The organism is Nocardia halotolerans (genome assembly GCF_042650145.1).
Taxonomy (GTDB): domain Bacteria; phylum Actinomycetota; class Actinomycetes; order Mycobacteriales; family Mycobacteriaceae; genus Nocardia; species Nocardia halotolerans.
In genome coordinates this window covers 261,127-282,588 of sequence record NZ_JBHSDL010000005.1, presented here as the reverse complement: position 1 = coordinate 282,588, position 21,462 = coordinate 261,127, and the positions used below count along the sequence as shown (strand labels likewise).

27 protein-coding genes are annotated in these 21,462 nt (G+C 68.5%); 16 read left to right on the top strand and 11 right to left on the bottom strand.

Going from position 1 to position 21,462, the window contains the following annotated elements; genetic code table 11:
• Positions 1-16 precede the first annotated feature (16 nt).
• Positions 17-463 (top strand): nitroreductase family deazaflavin-dependent oxidoreductase, encoded by a 447-nt coding sequence (locus ACFO5K_RS05485; protein WP_378556689.1) that lies wholly within the window; start codon positions 17-19, stop codon positions 461-463.
• Here the strand turns inward: ACFO5K_RS05485 and ACFO5K_RS05480 are convergent.
• Positions 460-1,398 carry an oxygenase MpaB family protein gene (locus ACFO5K_RS05480; protein WP_378556656.1) on the bottom strand — a complete coding sequence of 313 codons (939 nt, stop codon included), beginning with the start codon at positions 1,396-1,398 and terminating at the stop codon, positions 460-462. The two genes, ACFO5K_RS05485 and ACFO5K_RS05480, sit on opposite strands and share 4 nt — an antisense overlap.
• Positions 1,399-1,508: 110 nt before the next feature.
• Between ACFO5K_RS05480 and ACFO5K_RS05475 the strand changes: the two genes are divergently transcribed.
• Positions 1,509-2,168 carry a TetR/AcrR family transcriptional regulator gene (locus ACFO5K_RS05475; protein WP_378556632.1) on the top strand — a complete coding sequence of 220 codons (660 nt, stop codon included), beginning with the start codon at positions 1,509-1,511 and terminating at the stop codon, positions 2,166-2,168.
• A 12-nt stretch (positions 2,169-2,180) separates the two neighbouring features.
• On the opposite strand, the gene ACFO5K_RS05470 is transcribed toward ACFO5K_RS05475, so the two are convergent.
• Complete coding sequence (locus tag ACFO5K_RS05470) at positions 2,181-2,855, bottom strand: GDSL-type esterase/lipase family protein (protein WP_378556624.1); 675 nt, start codon at positions 2,853-2,855, stop codon at positions 2,181-2,183.
• A gap of 49 nt (positions 2,856-2,904) precedes the next feature.
• Positions 2,905-3,489, bottom strand: coding sequence for a TetR family transcriptional regulator (locus tag ACFO5K_RS05465; protein WP_378556621.1), 585 nt, complete (start codon positions 3,487-3,489; stop codon positions 2,905-2,907).
• A 93-nt stretch (positions 3,490-3,582) separates the two neighbouring features.
• Between ACFO5K_RS05465 and ACFO5K_RS05460 the strand changes: the two genes are divergently transcribed.
• Together ACFO5K_RS05460 and ACFO5K_RS05455 are read left to right on the top strand one after the other, a co-directional pair.
• Positions 3,583-4,050, top strand: a complete 468-nt coding sequence (locus tag ACFO5K_RS05460; RefSeq protein WP_378556618.1) for a DUF4334 domain-containing protein — start codon at positions 3,583-3,585, stop codon at positions 4,048-4,050.
• A 99-nt stretch (positions 4,051-4,149) separates the two neighbouring features.
• Complete coding sequence (locus ACFO5K_RS05455) at positions 4,150-4,788, top strand: TetR/AcrR family transcriptional regulator (protein WP_378556615.1); 639 nt, start codon at positions 4,150-4,152, stop codon at positions 4,786-4,788.
• 4 nt (positions 4,789-4,792) lie between these two features.
• On the opposite strand, the gene ACFO5K_RS05450 is transcribed toward ACFO5K_RS05455, so the two are convergent.
• Positions 4,793-5,455 (bottom strand): TetR/AcrR family transcriptional regulator, encoded by a 663-nt coding sequence (locus ACFO5K_RS05450; protein WP_378556612.1) that lies wholly within the window; start codon positions 5,453-5,455, stop codon positions 4,793-4,795.
• Between the two features lie 150 nt (positions 5,456-5,605).
• Between ACFO5K_RS05450 and ACFO5K_RS05445 the strand changes: the two genes are divergently transcribed.
• The 4 genes from ACFO5K_RS05445 to ACFO5K_RS05430 are packed head-to-tail and all read left to right on the top strand — an operon-like array spanning position 5,606 to position 10,065.
• Positions 5,606-6,406: an alpha/beta fold hydrolase gene (locus tag ACFO5K_RS05445; protein WP_378556609.1), complete on the top strand. Its 801-nt coding sequence runs from the start codon at positions 5,606-5,608 to the stop codon at positions 6,404-6,406.
• A complete protein-coding gene (locus ACFO5K_RS05440) occupies positions 6,403-7,851 on the top strand; it encodes a flavin-containing monooxygenase (protein WP_378556606.1) in 1,449 nt (482 codons plus the stop codon). Before ACFO5K_RS05445 ends, ACFO5K_RS05440 begins: the two co-directional genes overlap by 4 nt.
• A complete protein-coding gene (locus ACFO5K_RS05435; RefSeq protein ID WP_378556603.1) occupies positions 7,848-9,512 on the top strand; it encodes a GMC oxidoreductase in 1,665 nt (554 codons plus the stop codon). Before ACFO5K_RS05440 ends, ACFO5K_RS05435 begins: the two co-directional genes overlap by 4 nt.
• A 16-nt stretch (positions 9,513-9,528) precedes the next feature.
• The gene (locus ACFO5K_RS05430; RefSeq protein ID WP_378556601.1) at positions 9,529-10,065 is read left to right on the top strand and encodes a DUF4334 domain-containing protein; all 537 of its coding nucleotides are present in this window, start codon (positions 9,529-9,531) and stop codon (positions 10,063-10,065) included.
• Between the two features lie 119 nt (positions 10,066-10,184).
• Here the strand turns inward: ACFO5K_RS05430 and ACFO5K_RS05425 are convergent, their stop codons facing one another.
• On the bottom strand, positions 10,185-12,329 hold the full coding sequence (locus ACFO5K_RS05425) for a catalase (RefSeq protein ID WP_378556598.1): 2,145 nt from the start codon (positions 12,327-12,329) through the stop codon (positions 10,185-10,187).
• A 155-nt stretch (positions 12,330-12,484) separates the two neighbouring features.
• Between ACFO5K_RS05425 and ACFO5K_RS05420 the strand changes: the two genes are divergently transcribed.
• Together ACFO5K_RS05420 and ACFO5K_RS05415 are read left to right on the top strand one after the other, a co-directional pair.
• On the top strand, positions 12,485-12,787 hold the full coding sequence (locus ACFO5K_RS05420) for a hypothetical protein (protein WP_378556595.1): 303 nt from the start codon (positions 12,485-12,487) through the stop codon (positions 12,785-12,787).
• Between the two features lie 73 nt (positions 12,788-12,860).
• Entirely contained in the window at positions 12,861-13,700 is an 840-nt protein-coding gene (locus tag ACFO5K_RS05415) for an SDR family oxidoreductase (RefSeq protein WP_378556593.1), read from the top strand.
• A gap of 24 nt (positions 13,701-13,724) precedes the next feature.
• Here the strand turns inward: ACFO5K_RS05415 and ACFO5K_RS05410 are convergent, their stop codons facing one another.
• A complete protein-coding gene (locus ACFO5K_RS05410) occupies positions 13,725-14,342 on the bottom strand; it encodes a flavodoxin family protein (RefSeq protein ID WP_378556590.1) in 618 nt (205 codons plus the stop codon).
• Positions 14,343-14,469: 127 nt separating this feature from the next.
• On the opposite strand from ACFO5K_RS05410, the gene ACFO5K_RS05405 reads away from it, so the two are divergent.
• From ACFO5K_RS05405 to ACFO5K_RS05380, 6 genes are all read left to right on the top strand, one after another.
• Positions 14,470-14,760, top strand: coding sequence for a hypothetical protein (locus ACFO5K_RS05405; RefSeq protein WP_378556587.1), 291 nt, complete (start codon positions 14,470-14,472; stop codon positions 14,758-14,760).
• Positions 14,761-15,212: 452 nt separating this feature from the next.
• Positions 15,213-15,932 carry a PAS and ANTAR domain-containing protein gene (locus ACFO5K_RS05400; RefSeq protein WP_378556584.1) on the top strand — a complete coding sequence of 240 codons (720 nt, stop codon included), beginning with the start codon at positions 15,213-15,215 and terminating at the stop codon, positions 15,930-15,932.
• Positions 15,933-15,968: 36 nt separating this feature from the next.
• The gene (locus ACFO5K_RS05395) at positions 15,969-16,391 is read left to right on the top strand and encodes an anti-sigma factor (protein WP_378556581.1); all 423 of its coding nucleotides are present in this window, start codon (positions 15,969-15,971) and stop codon (positions 16,389-16,391) included.
• A 108-nt stretch (positions 16,392-16,499) separates the two neighbouring features.
• Entirely contained in the window at positions 16,500-17,333 is an 834-nt protein-coding gene (locus ACFO5K_RS05390; RefSeq protein ID WP_378556578.1) for an RNA polymerase sigma factor SigF, read from the top strand.
• A 131-nt stretch (positions 17,334-17,464) separates the two neighbouring features.
• Positions 17,465-17,881: an STAS domain-containing protein gene (locus ACFO5K_RS05385; RefSeq protein WP_378556575.1), complete on the top strand. Its 417-nt coding sequence runs from the start codon at positions 17,465-17,467 to the stop codon at positions 17,879-17,881.
• Between the two features lie 86 nt (positions 17,882-17,967).
• Complete coding sequence (locus tag ACFO5K_RS05380; protein ID WP_378556572.1) at positions 17,968-18,405, top strand: ATP-binding protein; 438 nt, start codon at positions 17,968-17,970, stop codon at positions 18,403-18,405.
• On the opposite strand, the gene ACFO5K_RS05375 is transcribed toward ACFO5K_RS05380, so the two are convergent.
• The 5 genes from ACFO5K_RS05375 to ACFO5K_RS05355 all read right to left on the bottom strand — a co-directional run bounded on the left by ACFO5K_RS05375 (position 18,371) and on the right by ACFO5K_RS05355 (position 21,457).
• Positions 18,371-19,393: an iron-containing redox enzyme family protein gene (locus tag ACFO5K_RS05375; RefSeq protein WP_378556569.1), complete on the bottom strand. Its 1,023-nt coding sequence runs from the start codon at positions 19,391-19,393 to the stop codon at positions 18,371-18,373. The genes ACFO5K_RS05380 and ACFO5K_RS05375 overlap by 35 nt on opposite strands.
• Positions 19,393-19,602, bottom strand: coding sequence for a CDGSH iron-sulfur domain-containing protein (locus ACFO5K_RS05370; protein WP_378556566.1), 210 nt, complete (start codon positions 19,600-19,602; stop codon positions 19,393-19,395). The genes ACFO5K_RS05375 and ACFO5K_RS05370 overlap by 1 nt, the downstream gene beginning before the upstream one ends.
• Positions 19,589-20,260 carry a HemK2/MTQ2 family protein methyltransferase gene (locus ACFO5K_RS05365; protein WP_378556686.1) on the bottom strand — a complete coding sequence of 224 codons (672 nt, stop codon included), beginning with the start codon at positions 20,258-20,260 and terminating at the stop codon, positions 19,589-19,591. The genes ACFO5K_RS05370 and ACFO5K_RS05365 overlap by 14 nt, the downstream gene beginning before the upstream one ends.
• Positions 20,260-20,523, bottom strand: coding sequence for a hypothetical protein (locus ACFO5K_RS05360; protein ID WP_378556563.1), 264 nt, complete (start codon positions 20,521-20,523; stop codon positions 20,260-20,262). Before ACFO5K_RS05360 ends, ACFO5K_RS05365 begins: the two co-directional genes overlap by 1 nt.
• Positions 20,524-20,590: 67 nt before the next feature.
• Entirely contained in the window at positions 20,591-21,457 is an 867-nt protein-coding gene (locus ACFO5K_RS05355) for a metalloregulator ArsR/SmtB family transcription factor (protein ID WP_378556560.1), read from the bottom strand.
• Positions 21,458-21,462 lie beyond the last annotated feature (5 nt).

Sequence of the window (21,462 nt, the reverse complement as noted above, 5' to 3'; positions counted from 1 at the left end):
ACTGGTGTCGGACTTCATGGCTGCGCTCGGTGCCCGCGTGTTGCGCACTCGTGCCCTGGCGCGTGCCCCGATCCGGCTCTACCGGGCCGGGCTGGGTTTCGTGTTCGGCAGCCGGCTGCTGATGCTCGAGCACATCGGGCGGCGCAGCGGTGCACACCGGTTCGTCGTGCTGGAAGTCGTCGACCGCCCCACGCCCGACGAGTATGTGATCGTGTCCGGCTTCGGCCGCACGTCCCAGTGGTACCGCAACATCGTCGCCGACGCCCACGTGTGGGTCTCCTGTGGTTTCCGGCGCCGCACTCCCGCTCTCGCGACGCCGATGAGCGACGACGAATCGGCGCGTGCCCTGGATCGCTACATCGAGCGGCACCCGCGCGCGTGGAAGAAGCTGCGCGCCACCATCGAACACGCGACCGGCGCGCCGGTCGACACGCTGCCGATGGTGCGATTGCGGGCGGCTTAGCGTCGGGCGGCTCGGGCGAAGGTGGGGTCGGGGGCGAACGAGGTCAGGCCGACATCGCGGTAGCGGGTGACCAGACGTTGGTAGGCGCGGCGGTTGCGGGCCATCGGGGAGTCGGTCAGCGCTGCGGGCAGCCGGTCGAAGGCCACCCGCAAAACCTTCGTGAGAGCCCGGAACTCGGTGTCGTGGCGGCGAGTCCAGGTGTAGGGCATGCGATCGCGCACATCGGGGTGCATGATGCCGCAGCCGAGGACCATCACCACATGGCTGAGTGCGGGCGCGGCCAACCACCACAGTGGTGTCGCGACAGCGGGCAGGAAGTCCGGGCGTGGTGCGTGCCGGACCGAGGTGGTGGCCGCGGCCAGCGCCGGGGTCGACCGGAGGTCGTCGGCGGCCGTGCGGGTGTAGTGGGCGACCAGCTCGGTGTAGTCCTCGATCGGCTGTGACCGGCCCGGCAGGTGCAGGCCCTGTGTCTTGGTGCGGTAGTGATCCCAGATCGCCTGGTTCTGTGCGGCGCAGGGTTCGGTACGGGTGAGCGCCAGGTAGGCGCCGCGCTGGACGAAGAACGCCGAGTAGAGAATCCAGTTCCATGCGGTGGGCTCGAGCGCGGAATACCGTTGCCCGTCGGGTGCGACACCTTTGACGTCGCGGTGCAGCCGCATCAGGCGCTGGGCCTCGGCGGCCCGGTCGGCGTCCTCGCCGTGGTAGATCAGTTGATCCGCGGCCGCGGTGCGCACCGCGCGCGCCCATGGTTGATACCGCGACCGCCCGGTGGCCTCCAGTGCCGCCGACACCGCGGGCAGCATCGGCTGGTCGAACAGACCGACGGCGAACAAACCGAACAGCACCGATCCGCCCACCCGCTCGAAACGCTCGACGGTCGCCGACAGCGGGGTGTTCTCGCTGGTGGGCGGCTGATGCGACACGGGACACGTCATCGTGAACTCCTTTGTTCCGGCGCCCGGCGGTGTGGACCCACCCCGGCGCCAATCTGGTGTCGCATGACACCAGAACATCGTGTGGTGTCAGCGTGCACCACAATGCAGGGATGGTCAAGAGCACGCCCGAACCCGCCGACGCTGCGACCACGGCCCGCGCCTACGGGGGAGTGGCAGCCGAAGATCGCCGCTCCCGCCGCCGCGCCGCCCTGTTCGACGCCACCCTGGACCTGCTGGCCGCCGACGGCGCCGCCGCCGTCACCAAACGAGCGGTCTGTGCCAGGGCCCGCCTCAACGACCGCTACTTCTACGAACAGTTCAGCGACCGCGACGCCCTGCTCACCGCCCTGGCCGAGGAACTCACCGCCGAGGGCATCGCCACCGTCGTCACCGCCACCCACGCCGCCGCCCCCGACCTGCACAGCCAGGTACACGCGGCCGCCGACGCCGCACTGGGTTTCTTGCTCGCCGACCCCCGCCGCCACGCCCTGCTGCTACACGCCCACAGCACCGCCGCGCTGCAGACCGCCCGCCTGGCCACCCAGCACGCCATCGCCCGTGCCATGGCCACGGTGAGCCGCGATCTGCTGCCGAGCTCCCCGCCCGACCCCCTCGACACCGACATGGTCGCCTACACCGTGGTCAGCGGCACCCTCGAACTCGTCGCCGCCTGGTTGCGCGGCGAATTCACCACCACCCGAGCGCATCTCACCGACCTGATCGCCCGCCAACTGCTCCAGACCACCCGCGCCTCGAACCAACGGACCTGAGGGTCGCCACCGTCAGGGGCGCGACCCGGGTTCACCGGCGATGACCTCACGGTGGCTGCTCGCCGACCTGCCCGGTGTCCTACCGTGCGGATCGGCGACCCAGCGATGCCACGAACCGGCGAGAACCAGGTCGGCCAGTCGCTGATAACCGCCCGCACCCGGATGCGCGCCGTCCCCGTCAGACGCCTCGCGAACCCAGACCGTGTCACCGGCCAGTTCCGCAGTGACATCCACGAAAGGAACACCCTGCGCGCGGCACAACACCGACATCTCCTCCGCCAGCCGGAGCGCACGGCGCAGATGGACCGCACCGGCGCCGACCACCGGCGGCGGACCGACCACCAACGGCGCGACCCCACGCTCCCGGCTCTCCCCGAGCACAGTCGCCAGATTGTCCAGGCACCGCGCATGCGACACCCGAGGCGCCCCGTCCTCCTCGATCGCGTCGTTGGCACCGAAGGACACCACCAGCCGGTTGTCGGCCCCCGGCAGCATCCGCGGCTCGACCTCGGACCAACAGCGCCGCAGCACATCATCGGAAGTATCGCGCCGCACCCCGAGATTGAAGGCGGTGATCGCGGGCCCGGTAGCGGCCAGTACCCGCCCGACCCACCCCCGATACTGCGGATCCCCGACACCCTGCACGAACGAGTCGCCGATGAAACAGATACGCAGAGCTGTGGTCACCGGGCCACTGTAAACGCGCGGTTCCGAGGTCGATCGACCCCGACGGAGTTCAGGGGGTTTCGCCGCGTTCACGCCCGGTGACGATGCGTTGTGCCGCCAGGACGGTCGCCGCGCGTTGGGCTCGGATGTGTTCGGGGCCGAAGTGTTCGGCGGTGTGGCGGGCGTGGATGGCGGTGGTGCGGGCCAGGTCGGTGAGCATGCGCAGCAGCAGGGGGGCGGGGATGTCCGGGGTGAGCAGGCCGGCGCGTTGACCGCGGCGCAGTTCGGCGACCTTGGTGGCGATGGTGTCGCGCAGTACCTCGGCGATGTCGGTGTCGGACAGTTCCAGGTCGGCCCAGGCCTGCAGGCGCGCGTTGTCGGGGTGGGTGACGAAGTGGTCGAACAGGCGGCCTACGTAGCCGGGCAGGTCCTCGGCGGACAGGCCGGTCTCGGCGGCGATCTCGCGCGCCCAGCGCTCGGTGACCGCGGCATACAGTTCGGTTTTGCCGGGGAAGTAGGCGTAGAGGCGGTCCTTGCTGGCGTGGGCGGCGGCGGCGATCCGGTTGATCCGGGCCCCGGCGACCCCGAATTCGGCGAACTCCGCCTTCGCCGCGGCCAGGATGCGCTCCCTGGTCGCCTCACCTGCCGCTCGCATGAACCGGATCGTACCCCTTGCCGAACCAACTGGTTCGGAACTATGGTCGATTGCCGGACCACCTGGTTCGGGGATCGGTGAGACGAGGACACGATGGCGGACAAGCCACGCTGGCAACAACTGCGCGAACAGCCCGAAGGTGTCCGCACCGCCGACCTGGACGACCTGTGGGCTCGGCTGCGCCCCGCCCGCGCCGACGAGATCCTCGGCGCCTGGCGCGGTGAGGCGTTCCAGACCGGCCACCCGCTGTGTCACGCGCTGCCGGCCAACCGCTGGTACGGCAAGAACTTCCGCGCCGTCGACCACGCCGAACCGCTGATCTGCCGAAGCGAGGACGGCGCCCTGTTCTCGAATGTGGAACTCGGCCAGGGCGAAGCAACGCTGTGGAACATCGAGTTCCGTGGCGAGGTCACCGCGACGATGGTCTACGACGGCCGCGCGGTACTCGACCACTTCAAATGGCTCGACGACACCACCCTGATGGGCATCATGAACGGGCGCGCCGAACTGGTCCTCGCCGAGGGCGAGCACTTCTACTTCCTGCTCGAACGGGTCGGCTGATGCGCACCACAGCGCCATGGCGTGTCCGGTGCACCGGTAAGGTGACCGGACCGGTGCCCACATGGTGAACGTGCCGTCCCACGAGAACCAGGAAGCCGCATGACTCTGCTCCACAGCGACGACCTCGCCACGCCCCGGCCCGACACGACGGTCGAAACCGCCCGCGCCCAACGCCGCCAGGTGGTGCTCAACGCCGCGCGGGAGGTGTTCGTCGCCTACGGCTACCACGGTGCCAGCATGGAGGACATCGGTGTGCGCGCAGGCATGAGCAAACCCGTGCTGTACACGCACTATTCGAGCAAACTCGACCTCTATCTGGCCGTGCTTCAGGTCTATCTGGACCGGATGGTGGACGGGGTGCGCAACGCGCTGGCCGGCACCAAGGGCGAACAGAAGGTGCGCCGCGCGGTGGGGGCCTATTTCGACTTCGTCGACGAGGACGCGGGTGGGCACACCCTGGTCTTCGAGTCGCCGGTGCCGAGCGAACCGTGTGTGCGGTGGCGGGTGCGTGACGCGATGAGTACCTGCGCGGCGCTGGTCAGCACCGAACTGCGCGCGGCGGGCATGGACGATGTGCGCGCCTACACGTGCGCTTACGGCCTGGTCGGGGCCAGCCATCTGTCGGCACGCCAGTGGCTCGACGCGGGCCGCCCGATCCCGAAGAACGACGCGGTCGAGATCACCGTCGGGCTGTGCTGGAACGGGCTGTCCGCGACCGACGTCGCCGGCCGGGACTGACGATTCAGCGGGCCGGGGTGGTGCGCGGCAGCGGGCTGCCGTCGAGCAGTTCCTCGCTGGGCAACTGACCCACCAGCACCGCCAGCGCCCGCTTCCAGCGCCGCACCACGGCCTCGCGTTCGCCGAGGGTGCCGGTGAGCATCGCCGTCATCGACAACCCGGTGAGCAGGTCGATGGTGAATTCGACGAGCAACTGTGCGCGCGGGTCCGAGGCGTAGGGTTCGCCGAGCACTTCGACATAGAGCCCACGCATTTCGGTGAACACTCGCCGTTCCTCGTGTACGAGCCGTTCGCGCAGGTCGGCGTCGGTGCGGGCGGCCACCCACAGGTCCAGGGCGGTGAAGAAGGCCGGGCTGTTGAGATCGCGCCAGGCCAGGTCGACCACCGATTGCAGCCGGTCGCGACCGGGTGGCAGCAACTCGGCCGCGTGCCGGAACTGCTCGAGGCGCAGGTCGACGACCGCGGTGGTGGCGGCGATGAGCAGTTCGGCACGGGTGGGGAAGTGGTGCTGCACGGTGCCGCGGGCCAGTCCGGCGCGTTCCTGGACGGCACTGACCGTGGTGGCGGCATAGCCGCGTTCGAGCAGACACTCCGCGGTGCAGGCCAGGATCCGGGCCCTGGTCGAGGCCCGGCGTTCGGCTTGGGTGCGACGGGGTTGCGCGTTCACTCGTGAAATCGTACGCCGTGCCGAATACTGGCGCCCAGCTGTGACGTGCGTCGCTACCTGGGGCGTCGCGACCGCCTATTGACGTCGACGGGAGCAGCTGGTGCAATCAACAAACCGTACGCTGTAACTGTTACTGCACGAAGGGCTGCGATGACGCGGATTTCCCACAGTCGCCGGGGCACCGGCCCGCCGATCGTGCTGGTGCACGGTCTGGGCAGCCGCCATCAGCTCTTCGCCCCGGTCCAGGACCGGCTCGCCGCCGAACACGAGGTGATCGCACTGGACCTGCCCGGCTTCGGCGACTCACCGATGGATCCCGATGTCACACCCGGCCCGCGCGGATACGCCGACTGGCTCACCCGGTGGCTGGCCGACAACGACATCACCCGACCACACGTCGTTGGCAGTTCGATGGGCGGCGGTATCGCCCTGGAACTGGGCCGCGCGGGCGTGGCGGGCGCGGTCACCGCGTTCTCGCCGGTCGGCTTCTACGGCACCACCGGCCGCCGCTGGGTGCAGGGTTTGCTCACCGGCCTACGGGCGGCGACCCGCGGCGCGGGCCCCGTCCTGGACCGGGCGGTCGAACATCGGGCCGGGCGCGCGGTACTGCTGTCGGCCATGTTCGGCAGACCCGGCCGGGTCACCCCGCAGGCGGCACGCCTGGACATGGCCGGTCTCGCCGGTGCCCCCGCGTTCGCCGCGGCCCGCGACGACTTCGACAACTACGTCCTGGCTCCCGGCCACGACCCGGGCGCGCTCACGCGGATCCCGGTGACGATCGCCTGGGGCACCCGCGACATCGCTCTCGTGCACCGCACCCAGAGTGCCCGTGCCCGCGAGGTCTTCCCGTTCGCCCACCATGTCGACCTGCCCGGTTGCGGGCACCTGCCGTTCAGCGACGACCCGGATCTGTGCACGCGCACGATCCTCGACCACGAGGCGACCACATGACACCGTCCATCGCCGTCATCGGCAGCGGCTTCGGCGGCCTGGCCGCCGTGATCGAACTGAAGAAACAGGGCTTCGACGACATCGTCGTGTTCGAAAAGGCCGACGAGGTCGGCGGGGTGTGGCGGGAGAACACCTACCCCGGCGCCGCCTGTGACGTGCCCTCGCCGTTCTACTCGTACTCCTTCGAACCGAATCCGCGCTGGCCGCACCGGTTCTCGCGGCAGCCGGCGATCCTGGACTACATCAAGCACGTCGCCGCCAAATACGATGTGCGCCGCCACATCCGCTTCGGCACCGAAGTACGCGGCGCCGAGTTCGACGAGGCCGAGGGCAAGTGGACGGTGACCCTGGGCTCCGGCGACACAGTGGTCGTCGACGTGCTGGTCTCCGCGGTCGGGCAGCTGTCACGTCCGGCCCTGCCCGCCATCGCCGGCCGGGACACCTTCGCCGGCACCAGTTTCCACTCCGCGCAGTGGGACCACGAGGTGGACCTGACCGGCAAGCGGGTGGCGGTGATCGGCACCGGGGCCAGCGCGATCCAGTTCGTGCCCGAGATCCAGCCGGCCGTCGCGAAGCTGACGGTGTTCCAGCGCACCGCCCCCTACATCATCAGCCGCCCCGACCGGCAGTTCTCCCGCCGCCATCACCGGCTGTTCGAACAGGTGCCCGCGACGGAGCTGGCCGAACGCGGCACCTGGTACGGCGTGGTCGAAGGTCTCAGCTTCGCCTGGGTCTACGCCGCCCCGCTCGCCGCGGCGATCCGGGCCTGGTCGAAGTGGCACATGCGCAGGCAGGCGAAATCCGCGCCCGGCCTGTTCGAAAAGATCTGGCCCGCCTACCCCATCGGCTGCAAACGGATCCTGTTCTCCGACAACTACATTCCCGCGCTGACCCAGCCGAATGTGGAGCTGCGCACCGAGGCGATCGCCGAGATCACTCCCGCCGGAGTGCGCACCGTCGACGGTGTCGAGCACGACGTCGACGTGATCATCTGGGGGACCGGGTTCCGCACCACCGAGTTCCTGGCGCCCATGCAGATCACCGGAACCGGTGGGCTGGCGCTGGCCGAACAGTGGCGCGACGGTGCCCACGCCTACTACGGGATGACCGTGCCGCGGTTCCCGAATCTGTTCCTGATGTACGGGCCCAACACCAATACCGGTGGCGGGTCGATCATCTACTTCCTCGAGGCGCAGGCGAAGTACCTCGGCCGCTACGTGGCCCATCTCGCCACGACCGGCCGACCGCTGGCCGTGCGCCCCGAGGTGGAGAAATCCTATGACGCCCGGATCCAGGAACTGCTGGGCGGGAGTGTGTGGAGCCGGTGTTCGTCCTGGTACCGCCAGGCCGACGGCCGGATCACCACCAACTGGCCGCTGCTGGGCCGCCAGTACCGGAAACAGGCGCGGTTCGATCCCGCCGACTACGAGGTGATGACTCGATGAGCAGCTACGACTACGACGTGATCGTCGTCGGTTCCGGGTTCGGCGGCAGCGTGGCCGCCCTGCGCTTGACCGAAAAGGGGTATCGCGTCGGGGTTCTGGAATCCGGGCGACGCTGGAACGCCGAGGACTACCCGAAAACGAACTGGAACGTCCGCAACGCCATCTGGGCGCCGCGCCTGGGGCTCACCGGACCACAACGCATCAGCGTGCTGGGCAAATGCCTGGTGTTCAGTGGTTCCGGTGTGGGCGGCGGTTCGCTGATCTACGGCAACACCCTCTACGAACCGCTGCCCGAGTTCTACCGTGACCGCGCCTGGGCTCACATCACCGACTGGAAAACCGAACTCGCCCCCTATTACGACCAGGCCAAACGCATGCTCGGGGTGGTGGAGAACCCGCGGGTCGGACCCAAGGACGAAGTGCTGCTGCAGGTCGCGCGGGATCTGGGCGTAGCCGAGACCTTTCACCGCACCCATGTGGGTGTGTTCTTCAACGAGGGCCGCGAAGGAGTCGAGGTCGCCGACCCGTACTTCGGTGGCGCCGGACCGCGCCGCGCCGGCTGTATCCACTGCTCGGAATGCTTCACCGGCTGCAAACACAACGCCAAGAACACCACCACCCTGAACTACCTGCACCTGGCCGAGAGCAAAGGCGCCCAGGTGCATCCGTTGACGACGGTCACCTCGGTGGCACCCGACGGCCACGGCGGCTACCGGGTCGAGACCGTCCGATCCAACGGTGTGCTGCGCAAGGACCGGCGCACCTTCACCGCCGGACAGGTGGTGTTCGCCGCGGCCGCACTGGGCACCCAGAAACTGCTGCACACCCTGCGCGCGGACGGCACCCTGCCCGGACTGTCGGCCCGGGTCGGGGAGCTCACGCGCAGCAATTCCGAGGCGATCATCGGCGTCACCAGCAAGTCGCGGCGCGACTTCGCCCAGGGTGTGGCCATCACGTCCTCCATCCACCCCGAACCGCACACCCATGTCGAGGTGTGCACCTACGGCAAGGGCCAGAACGCGTTGTTCGTGCAGACCGTGCCGATGGTCGACGGCGGCGCGTTCCGGTTCCTGCGGCTGCTGCTGACGATCCTGCTGCACCCGATCCAGTTCCTGCGCTCGCAGAACGCACGCGGCGCCTCGGAGCGCTCGGTGATCCTGCTCGTCATGCAATCACTGGACAACTCGCTCACCTCGTACCTGAAACGACGCAGACTCGTCACCAAGCAGGGCAGCGGGCAACCCAATCCCGAGTGGATTCCACTGGCCCACGACATCGCCCGCAAGTACGCCGCCGAATCCGACGCGATCACCGGCAATATCGCCACCGACATCTTCAACATCCCCGCCACCGCGCACTACATCGGTGGCTGCACCATCGGCGACTCCGACGACACCGGCGTGATCGACCCGTATCAGCGCGTCTACGGTCACCCCGGTCTGCACATCGCCGACGGCAGCGCGATCACCGCCAACCTCGGGGTGAATCCGTCGCTCACCATCACCGCCCAAGCCGAGCGGGCGATGGCATTGTGGCCCAACAAGGGCGAACCCGACCCGCGCCCCGAACTCGGTGCCCCCTACCAGCGCATCAGCCCGGTGGCCCCCGCCGACCCGGCGGTACCCGCGGGCGCACCGGGTGCCCTGCGCCTACCCGCCTGACCCGAGAGAGGACACCGTGACCGACGCAGCAACTCGACTGGCCGCCCTGGAACCCGCCTGTGACCGCCAGGCCGCGCTGGCCCTGTTCGACACCCTCGACCCCGTGCACCCCGACGAGCTGACCGGGCGCTGGCACGGGCGTGAGCTCGCCACCGGGCATCGGCTCGACGGGTTGCTCGAGGCGTCGGGGTGGTACGGCAAACAGTTCGACGGCATCGACAGCGTGCACCCACTGCTGTTCGCCACTGCGGACGGCGACATCTTCGCCGTCGACCCGAAACGGGTGCCGCTGGCAGTCGCGGACAAGGTGCCCGCCGGGCTGGTACGGCGCGGACGTGACCTGCTCGGCGTGCTGCGCCCCGCGCTGAGAACCCGCAGGTACCGCGCGCGGCTGCGCGAAGTGCGCCACCGCGCCGTGGTGACCACGGCCATGGTCTACGACCATCTGCCGATCATCGACGTGTTCCGCCGCATCGACGACACCACCGTGCTGGGCCTGATGGACTTCCGGGACCTGCCCGAACCGTACTTCTTCATCCTGACCCGCGACTGAACTCAGCGGAGCCGACCGGTGTCGGCGCACCCGGCATCAGCCGGACCGAGATATCCGCCGAACCGATCGTGCCCGGCCTGCCGATGGCGGACCGGGCACGATCTTTCGTGGCAGCCGAGTCAGGAACGCGGTTCGATGCGCGCCCATGCCCGGTGTTCGCCCAGATCGGTGACCACCTGTCGCACGACCTCACCGGCCGCTGCCACGGTGACACCGGGTGCACCGGGATCGACGCCGTTGCGTTGCAACAGCGCGGTGGCGGGATCAACAGCGCCGATGGCCTTGCCGTGGCGCCACATCTCGCTGAGCAGCATGTCCACGCGGGGGTCGGTGGGTGCGGCGAGCGCTACGACGGCGTCGAATTCGATCGAGCGCATGGTGGTGAAGCTGCGCGCCACCGGCACCCCGGCGACGACGCCACCGTGCGGGGCCACCAGCATGGGGCGCACCTTGGCCTCCTCGAGTGTGGAGCACACCTGCTGCACCGTGTCGGCGGCGGTGCTGTCGTCCACGAGCACCGCGACGGTGCGGCCGTCGACGGGGAAGGCGCCCCGTTTCTGCGACAACGCCGGGCTCGGCGCCAACTCGACCGGGGTCGCCGTCGGAGCGGGCACGTCCAGTCCGAGCTGACCGGCCACATACCCGGCCAGTTGGTCGTCGACGTTCACCAGCATCTGCAGCGCGCGCTGCTGCACGACCTCCGACATGCACTTGCCGAGTTCGAAGGAGAACGCGTCACCGAGGCGGCGCTGTTCACCGTGGGACAGGCTGCGATAGAACATGCGCGGCTGTGAGAAATGGTCGGCGAACGACACCTGCGCCGCGCCTTGGGCCGAGGTGCGCAATTTCGCGGTGGGCACCGGAATCGGGGTCGGGGACTCCACATAGGCATCGTCGGCGATACCGGCCGCGTACGGGCAGCCGCCGCCCAGCGAATTCGGTTTGTACGGTGCTACACCGGTGTGTACCGCGGTCTGGTGCATACCGTCGCGGAACATGTCGTTGACGTCGGTGTGGGGCCGGTTGATCGGCAACTGCGCGAAATTCGGGCCGCCCAGGCGGCTGATCTGGGTATCGAGGTAGGAGAACAACCTGCCCTGCAGCAACGGGTCGTCGGTGACCTCGATACCGGGCACCAGGTGACTCGGGCAGAACGCCACCTGTTCGGTTTCGGCGAAGAAGTTCTCCGGATTCGCGGTGAGCCGCAGCGTGCCGATCACCTGCACCGGCACCAATTCCTCGGGAACGATCTTCGTCGGATCGAGCAGATCGATGTCTTCGAAAGTGTGGTCGGGGGTGTCGGGGAAAACCTGCACACCCAGATCCCATTCCGGGGGAAACCCGGCAGCGATGGCGTCGGCGAGGTCACGGCGGTGGAAGTCGGGATCGAAACCAGCGGTGAGCTGCGTTTCCTCCCACAGCATCGAATGCACGCCCAGCCGTGGCTTCCAATGGAACTTCACCAGCGTCGTGGAACCGTCCTCGGCGACCAACCGGAAGGTGTGGATGCCGAAACCCTCCATCATCCGCAGCGACCGCGGCAACGCCCGGTCCGACATGTTCCAGAACGTATGGGCGGTGGCCTCGGTGTGCAGGCTGACGAAATCCCAGAACGTGTCGTGCGCGGACTGCGCCTGCGGGATCTCACGATCCGGTTCCGGTTTGGCCGCGTGGATCACATCGGGGAACTTGATCGCTTCCTGGATGAAGAACACCGGAATGTTGTTACCGACCAGGTCGTAAACGCCTTCGTCGGTGTAGAACTTCACCGCGAAGCCGCGGGTGTCGCGCACGGTGTCGGCCGAACCGCGCGAACCCAGCACCGTGGAGAACCGGACGAACACCGGTGTGGTGGCGTCGGCGGCGAGGAACTTCGCGCGCGTGAGCGACGCGGCGGCACCGTTGGCGACGAACACTCCGTGCGCCGCCGAACCACGGGCGTGGACGGCGCGTTCCGGGATCCGCTCGTGGTCGAAGTGGGTGATCTTCTCGCGCAGGTGGATGTCCTGGAGCAGCACCGGACCCCGCGGGCCGGCCTTGAGCTGGTGATCGGTGTCAGCGGTTTTCAGACCCTGCGCGGTGGTCAGCGCACCGCCCTGTTGGGCCCGCAGGTTCGCCTCGCCGGGGACGGGGGCGCCGGTGGGACCGCGCAGCGCGGGACCTTCCTGATCGGGGGCAGGTCCGGCCGGAGTGCACTGGTCGCCGTCCTCGTCCGGTGGGACCGGCGGGCGCGTGAACTCCGGGGGAATGTTCTGCTCGGTCATATGCGCGCAACCCTTCCTGTCCTGGATCGAAATCCTGCCGTCGGGGGAGAACCCTCTGCTGGGACTACCGCATCGAGACGACTACAAACAGCGATCGGCACCCGAAACAGGGGTAGTTTCAGAGTAGGGCATCTCTACCGGAAGGACGGTCGGTCATGAATGCCACCAGCCCGCTCCATCAACACAAATTTCCCGACAACGAACGCACCACCCGCTCTCATGTCGGTGAGTCGATCGAAGACGCCCGCAACTGGCCCGGTCTGTTTCTCGTCGGCCTCGGTATCGTGCTGCTGGCACTCACCTTGACCGCGGCCGGTTACGGATTCGCCGGATGGGCAGTGATCACCGGTGTGCTGTGCGGTGTCTGCATGATCGCGGGGATTCTGATCGTGCTCGCCGAACACCGGCGGATCAAGGTCGGTGAAGGTCTGCACCTGACCGACCCCTGCGGGCACTGAGCCCCGCTGTTTGCCGCCCACACTTCGAGGTAGTCCCGTCGCAGAACCTTTCCCGGCGAGGAGGACTTCGATCATGGGATTTCCCGAACAGCAACAGCAGGTCCCCGGAATCCAGGCGCAGATGACCCCGGTGCCCGATTGCGGTGAGAACAGTTACCGCGGATCGGGCAAAATGACCGGTAAAGCGACGGTGATCACCGGTGCCGACAGCGGAATCGGGCGCGCGGTCGCCATCGCATTCGCCCGTGAGGGTGCCGATGTGCTCATTTCCTATCTCGACGAACACGAAGACGCCCAGCAGGTCGCCGATCTGGTGACCGAAGCCGGTCGCCGGCCGGTGCTGATGCCCGGCGACCTTTCCGACCCCGCGCATTGTCGTGCGGTGATCGCGCGGGCGGTGGAGGAATTCGGCACCGTCGACGTGCTGGTGAGCAATGCGGCGTTCCAGATGACCCACACCGACATCGAAGAGATCAGCGACGAGGAATTCGCCCATACCTTCGCGCTCAATGTCGGCGCCTACTTCCATCTGGTCAAGGCGGCGCTGCCGCACATGCGTCCCGGGTCCTCCATCATCGGCAGTTCCTCGGTGAATTCGGATATGCCCTCGCCGACGCTGGCACCCTATGCCGCCAGCAAGGCCGCGATCGCGAACTTGTCGGCCAGCCTCGCCCAGTTGCTGGGGGAGAAGGGCATCCGGGTCAACAGCGTGGCGCCCGGCCCGATCTGGACCCCGCTCATCCCGTCGACCATGCCGGTGGAGAAGGTCACCAAGTTCGGTGACGACACCCCGCTGGGCCGTGCCGGTCAGCCGGCTGAGCTCGCGTCGGCCTACGTGCTGCTCGCCGCCGACGACGGCAGCTACATCTCCGGTGCCCGCATCGCCGTCACCGGCGGCAGACCCATCCTCTGACCCGCCTGTCCGGCCTGCCGGGGCTCACCGATAGGCCGGATAGGGCTGTGCCCGCAACACCCGGGCCAGGTGCGCGGCGTTGCGAGCCATGGCCTGGGTGGTCTTGTGCACCGCGTCCGGAGTGTCGGACAGATCCTTGTAGTCGGTGCCGTGCATCGCCTCGCCGTTCCAATAGGTGCAGCCCTGGGCGGGGATGGTGAACCCGATGTCGTCGAGCGCCTGGAAGGTGTCGGCGACGATCTTGTGCGCCCCGTCCTCGTTGCCGACCACCGCGGCGATGCCCACCTTGCCGAGCATGGCCGGCCGACCCGCCTCATCGGTCTCGGACAGTTCGGCGTCGAGCCGTTCCAGCACCCGCTGCGCCACCGAGGACAGATGGCCCAGCCAGGTGGGGGTGGCCAGCAGCACCACATCGGCCTCGACCACGCGGCGCCGGATCTGCGGCCACTGGTCACCGTCGCCTTCATCGGTGCTGACACCGGGACGCACGTCGAAATCGGCGACCCGCACCGCCGAGCCCTCGACGCCGTGGCCGGCCAGCTCCGCGAGGACCTGATCGGCGATCAGCTGGCTGCTCGACTCGGCCGGTGACGGCTTCAATGTGCAGACCAGCGCGACAACGCGCAACTTCTCCTCGGCCATGAACGTTCCCTTCTCCTGCAGCGGTGGGGTTTGTCGCGGGAGTAGCCGATCGTTCGCAGTTCAATCGGTGCAACAGGTTTAGGCTGGGTGCGCGGATCGATTCCCACGGCCACAGGATGGTGAGCAGATGGACGAGCGGCGCGACATCGACTGCGGACACATCACCGTGCGACATTCGCATCTGTTTCCCGGAGTGAAACTGCACGCCGACGCCCATGCCGACCAATACGAGGTGCACTTCTCCGACGGCGCGCACACCGAGGCGGCGATCCTGCCCGACGACGGTCCCGGCGTCCTGGACGTGGTGGGTTACCACACAACAGCGGGAACGGTGCTGCCCGGACGTATCTGGACCATCCGCTCGATCGAGGAAACCGACTCCGGACTGCAGATCACCCTCGGCCCGGCCGTGCCCTGAGCCGCGTACGGAATGCCCGGCGGGTGTGTAGCCCATCGACGACGGGGTACCTGCCCGGCGACTCCGTTTCCGATACGCGAGGAGGCTGTGATGACCGGTTCGATGTCGACCAGCCCGCCGGTTCCCGACCCGTCGGACCCGATCCCCCCGGTACCCGACCCGGCACCGCCGCCCGACCCCGGCAGGCCACCGCCGTCGCCGGCACCGGGACGGCCGATCCCGGGTCCCGGCCCGAATCCGGGCGACCCACCTACACCGGGTCCCGGCCAACCGCCACCGGGTCCGGGCGAGCCCGATCCTTTCCCGCCGATCCCGACACCGGGCAGGCCCCTGCCCGACCCCGGTGCGGCCGACCCGGACCCGCCACGGTGCTGATGGCCGCCGCGCCGTGTCCTGGGCGGTATCGGCGCACTGATTCCTCGCGCGAACACCGCACAAGAGATACTTCCGGTATGAAGCACAGTCATGAACTCGCGAGGGGTACAGCGCATTCACTGGCCCGCGTGCTCGGCGAGGACACGGCACACCATGCCGGCGGATTCCGTTTCTGGTTCGCCGATCAGCGCTGGGAATGGTCCGACGAGGTAGCGCGCATCCACGGGTACGCCCCGGGCACGGTGGCCCCGGACACCGCACTGTTGCTCTCGCACAAACACCCCGACGACCGCGACCACGTCGCCACCATGATCGAACGCTCGGTGCGCAGCGGTGAACCGTTCTGCAGCACCCACCGCATCATCGACACCGCGGGGGAAGTGCACGTGGTGATCGTGGTCGGCGATCAGATGCTCGACGAGCAGGGCGCCGTCACCGGGACCACCGGCTACTACATCGATGTCACCGAAACACTGGAGCGGCGGCGCAAGGAGACCATCGACGACGAACTGCCCAGCCTCTACGCCGCGCGCGCGGCGATCGAGCAGGCCAAGGGTGCGGTGATGCTGGTGTACGGGATCACCGCTGAGCAGGCGTTCGACGTGCTGATCTGGCGCTCGCAGGACACCAATACGAAATTGCGCGACCTGGCCGCGCAACTGGTCACCGAACTGCGTTCGCTGACCGATGTACCAGGCACTTTACGCACCCGATTCGATCATCTACTGCTGACCGTGCACGAACGGGTCGAACCGGAGGGGTCCGGGTCCGCAAGTGGCGCAGCCGCTGTCGGGTAACCTGCGACCATCGAAAGGCAGTAACAGGGAGGCGGTATGCGCGCAGAAGACCGCGAGACCGCGCCCCGGTCGACGACAGTCGGGTTCCAGGTTCCAGCGGAACTCGAGCAATTGACGATGGTGCACGCACTCGCCGAGACCGTACTTCTCGTGGGCGGTTTCGCCCTCGACGAAGTCACCGATCTGCTGTTGGCCCTCGACGAGGTCGTCACCGCGCTGGTCTTGGCGGCAGTTCCGGACGCGCTCATCGATTGTTCGTTCACCGGCGGCGGCGGCGCGCTCGGCGCCCGTGTGAGCACAGTGGCAGCCAGTGAGTCCGCGATCGACGAGGACGCTTTCGGTTGGCACGTGGTGGCCACGCTCACCGACGCGTTGCGGGTGGAGGTTGCCGAGCAGGACTCGGCCCGCGGCGGTTATCCGACTACAGTGGAGTTCGGTTGGATCCGTCGTTCGCACTAGCCCGGTGGATCACGAGGACCGAGCTGGACGCGACGCGGCAGGCATAGATCGCGATCCCACCGGGTACACCTTGTGCAGCCGAGCCATCTGGAAACGGAGGCATATGTGATGACCGTGGAAGCAACAACAGCACTACACACAACCGGTCGGCGTTCCCACTCGCGCGGCGACAGTTACGACAACATCGAGCCCTGGTTCGAGAAGCTGCAAGCCCTCGCCGCGGACGACCCGCAGCGTGAGCCGCTGCGTGAAGAAGTGATCCGGCTGTGCCTGCCGCTGGCCGACCACATCGCCCGCAAGTTCTCCGGACGTGGCGAGCTGTTCGACGACCTGGAACAGACGGCCCGGGTCGGACTCGTGCTCGCGGTGGACCGCTATGACGTGAGCCGGGGCTCCTCGTTCCTGTCGTTCGCGATTCCGACGATCATGGGTGAGGTCCGCAGGCATTTCCGCGACCACACCTGGGCGGTGCGGGTGCCACGCCGGCTCAAGGAGATCCAGCTCAGGATCGGGCCGGCCACCGAAGAACTGTCGCAGCGGCTGGGCCGGGTGCCCAACGCGGCCGAACTCGCCGAAGAACTCGACGTCGACCTGGTCGAGGTCACCCGCGCACTGGTCGCGGGCAACGGCTATCAGACCAATTCGATCGACGGCGTCACCCAGGACGACCGTGACAACTCCTCGCAGCCGATCGCCGAGACCCTCGGCGCCGACGAACCCTGCTACCAGCTCACCGAGGACGCGATGGCGGTGCGCCCGCTGATCGCCGCGCTGCCCGACGAGGAGCGCCAGGTGCTGATCCTGCGGTTCTTCGAGGCCAAGACCCAGAACCAGATCGCCGAACAGCTCGGGGTCTCCCAGATGCAGGTCTCGCGGATTCTGTCGCGGACATTGCACGCGTTGCGCGAGCAGGCACTCACGGAGCAAACTTCGCGCTCGTGACAGCGCCGGGCATTCGTGCCAGAATTGTCTGAGGTTGAGACTTCCAGCCGGCCCCGGTTTTCTGCGCTGCACCCGGATCGTCGGTTGTGTGTCGGCTCGATCACCGGAATCCCTGTCGCTCAGGAGGTTCTATGTCTGTCGTCACGGATCGGCGACGTGCGAGCAGGCTTCGCTGGTACCGCGGATCCGCGGCATCGGCCCAAGCGCTGGCTCGTGTCGACTCCGGCAGGCACGGCTGCTGGGTGCTGCGAGCCGGAACCGAGCTGGATGCGGCACGTCAACCACAATTCTGTTCCCTGCTGGACCGATCGGTCCGCTCCGGTGCGCGAGTGGTGGTCCTCGACCTGCGCGGCACCGACTTCCTGAGTATCCGGCTGGCCGCCCTGCTCGGCCCCGCCAAGGCCCATGCGTGGCAGCACGGGGTCGAGTTGCGGCTGCTGGTCGGCAGCCCCGAAGTGGAGCGCGCGCTCGAACTGGCCGGCGTGCGCCCGTTGTTCCGGCATTTCAGTTGCGTGGACGAGGCGTCACTGACCGACACCGACCAGTGAGTGCACCCCAGGTTTGATCGGCTTCGGCGCGGGTAGGCGCAGGGGGACCCACCCGTAGCGGACGACATTCCGGGAGGAGGCACGTGGTGGCTTCGAGCGAGCGAATCGTCGCTGATTCAGCCCACGCGACCTCGATTCATCTGCGGATCGATGCCGACCTCGGCCAGCTCGTCATGCTACGCGCGGTCGCCGAAACAGCCGCCCTGCTCGCCGATTTCACCCTCGAAGAGGTGGCCGACATCCGCGTCGCCGTCGACGAGGCCGCGACCTCGCTGATCCTGGCCGCCGTGCCCGGCTCCCGGTTGTACTGCGATGTGAGCGCCGACGGATTCCGGATGCGGATCCGGGTCCAGGCCCTGTGTGTGGAACCCGATCCGATCGACGAGTCCGATTTCGGCTGGAACGTACTGCACTCGATCACCGATCACCTCGACACCGACCGCGACCTCGACACCCCCGAACTCGACGGTCACCCGGTCGGGATCACCTTCACCCGGCTACGGCGCCTACCGGCCGATCACTGAGGTCGAGCGGCCGCAACAGCGAGGTGCGCCCCGCCCCCCAGCTGTCGAGTACGTGCGCACCGAACCGGTCCTCGAGCAGATCGGTGGCCTGGATACCGAAAACGATGCCGGCGGCCGCCTCCGGTTCATCGGCCAGCATCTCGGCGAGCACGTCGCGGCGCATCACCTGTTCGTGCACCGCGTCAGCCTCGACGTGCTCAGTGTAGAAGCGCGCGCAGGCGGGATGGGGGAGCAGCTCGCGCGCCAGCTCGGCCAGTCGCCGCGACGCCGGGGACGAAGTGATCTCGTTGGCCGCGAAATGGCCCATCGTGGCCGCGCGCAACCCGCGGTGCAGGCCGAACAGCGACATCATGTCGACCAGTGCCAGCATCGGCGCCGGCACCACATCGAGGTAGTGCAGGTAACCGGGTTCCAGGCCCGCGCCCGCGAGCAGATCCGCGTACAACTGCGCGTGCACCCGATCGCCGTGACCGCCGCCGAACTCGTCGAACTCGACCGCGACCAGCGCCGCCTTGGCCTGCCCGCGCAGCCGGGGAATCACCCAGGCATAGGGGTCGGCCTCGATGTGGTGATAGATCGACCGGTGCACGAAGTACTCGCGCAACAACTGCGGGTCACCCTGCTCGGCGAGGTAACCGGCGACACCGCCACCGTCGGCGGCCGGTTCCAGTAGCCGGTCGAGTTCGGCGTCGACGTCGTCGCCGCCGGGCACGTCGGCGCGCAACGCCGCGAGCAGGCCCTGTTCGAGATCGCGGCGCAGGCGCAGCAGTCCCGGATCCCACTCCCAGTCGTCGTCGACACCGGCGAAACCCTGGTAGTGCAGTTCGTAGCAGGTGTGCAACGCGAGCAGCGAGTCTTCGCCGTAGGGGTCGGTGCCGGTGACCGCGGGGACCGCCGAACCCGGTGGGCGCGTCAATAATTCGTTGACCGCGGCGGACAGTTCGCCCCGCGGGGCCGGCAGTGATCGGTGTGGGGTGGTGCTTGGCATCAGTCGCTGCTCCCGGTATCGCGTCGGCGTCGGCGACGGTGGCTGGTATCGCACAGTGGGTAGGTGGAGGAACGTTTACACAGGCACAACGCCACCTGGAAACGGTCACAGTGCAGCACCCGCCCGTCGGCGGTCACGACGTCGACGGGTCCCTCGATCATGGCCGGGCCGTCGGTGAACACGACCCGCCTGCGTTCAGGCGGGTTCACCGACAGCGGGGCAGCTGGTTCGCTCGACACGGATCACCACCAGTTCTTCGTCTCGTTGTTCCGGCGCGATGAGCCCACGCGCAGCCAGCCGACGTGCCCGTGCCCGCAGCACCGGCCCGAACGGCACGGTGCCCGAAGCCACCACCCGCGCCGCCGCACCCCCTTCGCGCAACTGGGTCAGGCTGCGGTCGGGATCGCTGATCGCCGAGTGCACGATCAACCCCACACCGTTGTCGGTGAGCAGACCGGGCAGGCTCGCGCACAGCCGGTCGAGCACGCTGCGCCCGGTCGGCCCCGCGTCCCAGGCCCGGGCGGCACCGCGTCCGGTCTCGCGGGCCGCGGGCACATACGGCGGGTTGGCCAGCACCACGTCGAAGCGCGGCAGCTCGGCGGCGGTACTGAAGTCGCCGTGCAGCAACTCCACCGCCACCCCACGCAACCGGCAGTTCAGCCAGGTCGACAGCAGCGCGCGCCGCGACACGTCGACCGCGGTCACACTGCGCGCCCCCGCCCGGGCCGCGGCCAAGGTGACCACCCCGGTGCCCGCGCACACTTCCAGCACCCGCCCACCGCGCAACGCGGGCAGCTGCCGCAGCGCTTCGGCCAGCATCCACGTGTCGGCCTGTGGGCGGTACACCCCCGGCGCCCGCAGCACCATCACCGCTGGCGCGCCTTCACCCGGCGGTGCTGGACCACGACGAGGCCGATCCCGGCGAGCAGGCACACCGCGCAGGCCACGCCGGCGACGATCGCCCAGCCCTCGAAGCCGTAGCCGGCCGCGGTGAGGGTCAGCGCGAGCAGCACCAGTCCGACAGCGGCCAGGACCAGTCCCGGCCAGTTCCGGGCATCCTCGATCGACTCGCCCGCATGCGGTCGGATGGTGCGTGATTCGTCGGGAAATCCGTGGTCCGGCTGGTTCATCGAGCACATCCTTTCGGTGGGACAGCACAGTCCTACGGGCCGCAATGCCCCGTATCCGGCGAAACAATCAGCACCCGGTGGCCGGCCCCTGACACGAGGTGCTCTCGGCCCGGCGCTCGAGCAGAACGGTGTCACCGAATACGCCCCCGCGCAACGCGATGCGTTCGCGCACCCCCACCGTGCGGAACCCCGCGCTGTGATGGACGGCGATGCTGGCGCGGTTGTCCGGGAAGACCGAGGTCTGCAGGGTGCGCAGGCCCGCCGCGTCGGCGGCGAGCACCTGCGCGTGCAGCAGCGACTTGCCGACGCCGCGCTCGCGGGCGTCGCGGGCGACCAGAACCGAGCTGTCGGCCCCGCCCGGATAGGTGGCCGGGGCCAACGCGGCCCAGCCCACCACCTGAGCGTCGATCTCGGCGACCCAGCGGTGCGCGGGTAACCACCGGGCCTCGAGGTGTTCGCGGGTGGGCATCTCGGTGACGAACGGTTCCTCGCCGATGCCCTCGCCGTAGATGCGGAGCACCGCTTCCCAGTCGGATTCGGTCATCGCCCGCACCCGCACGTCAGCGGGCAGATCGGTGGGGCAGCAGGGGCGCGGGGCCAACACGCCCATCACCGCGTCGGCGGCGTGTGGCAGCCCCGTGCAGCAGGTGGGGTCGACCACGACCACGGTGGACGTGCCCGATTTGCGGGTGGCGACGAAGCCGACGTCGGCGAGTTTGCGGATGTGGTGCGAGACAGTGGGTTGCGAGATGCTCAGCGCTTCGGTGAGTTCGCGCACGGTGATCCCGCTGGGCCGGGTCGCCACCAGGTGCAGCAAACGCACCCGGGTGGGGTCGGCCAGGCAGGCGAACCACTCGGCGTAGACGGTGGCGTCCTCGACCGAGAGCGCATCCGCGCCGTGCTCACCGACGACGGGCATATCCAGGGACGTCATACCTC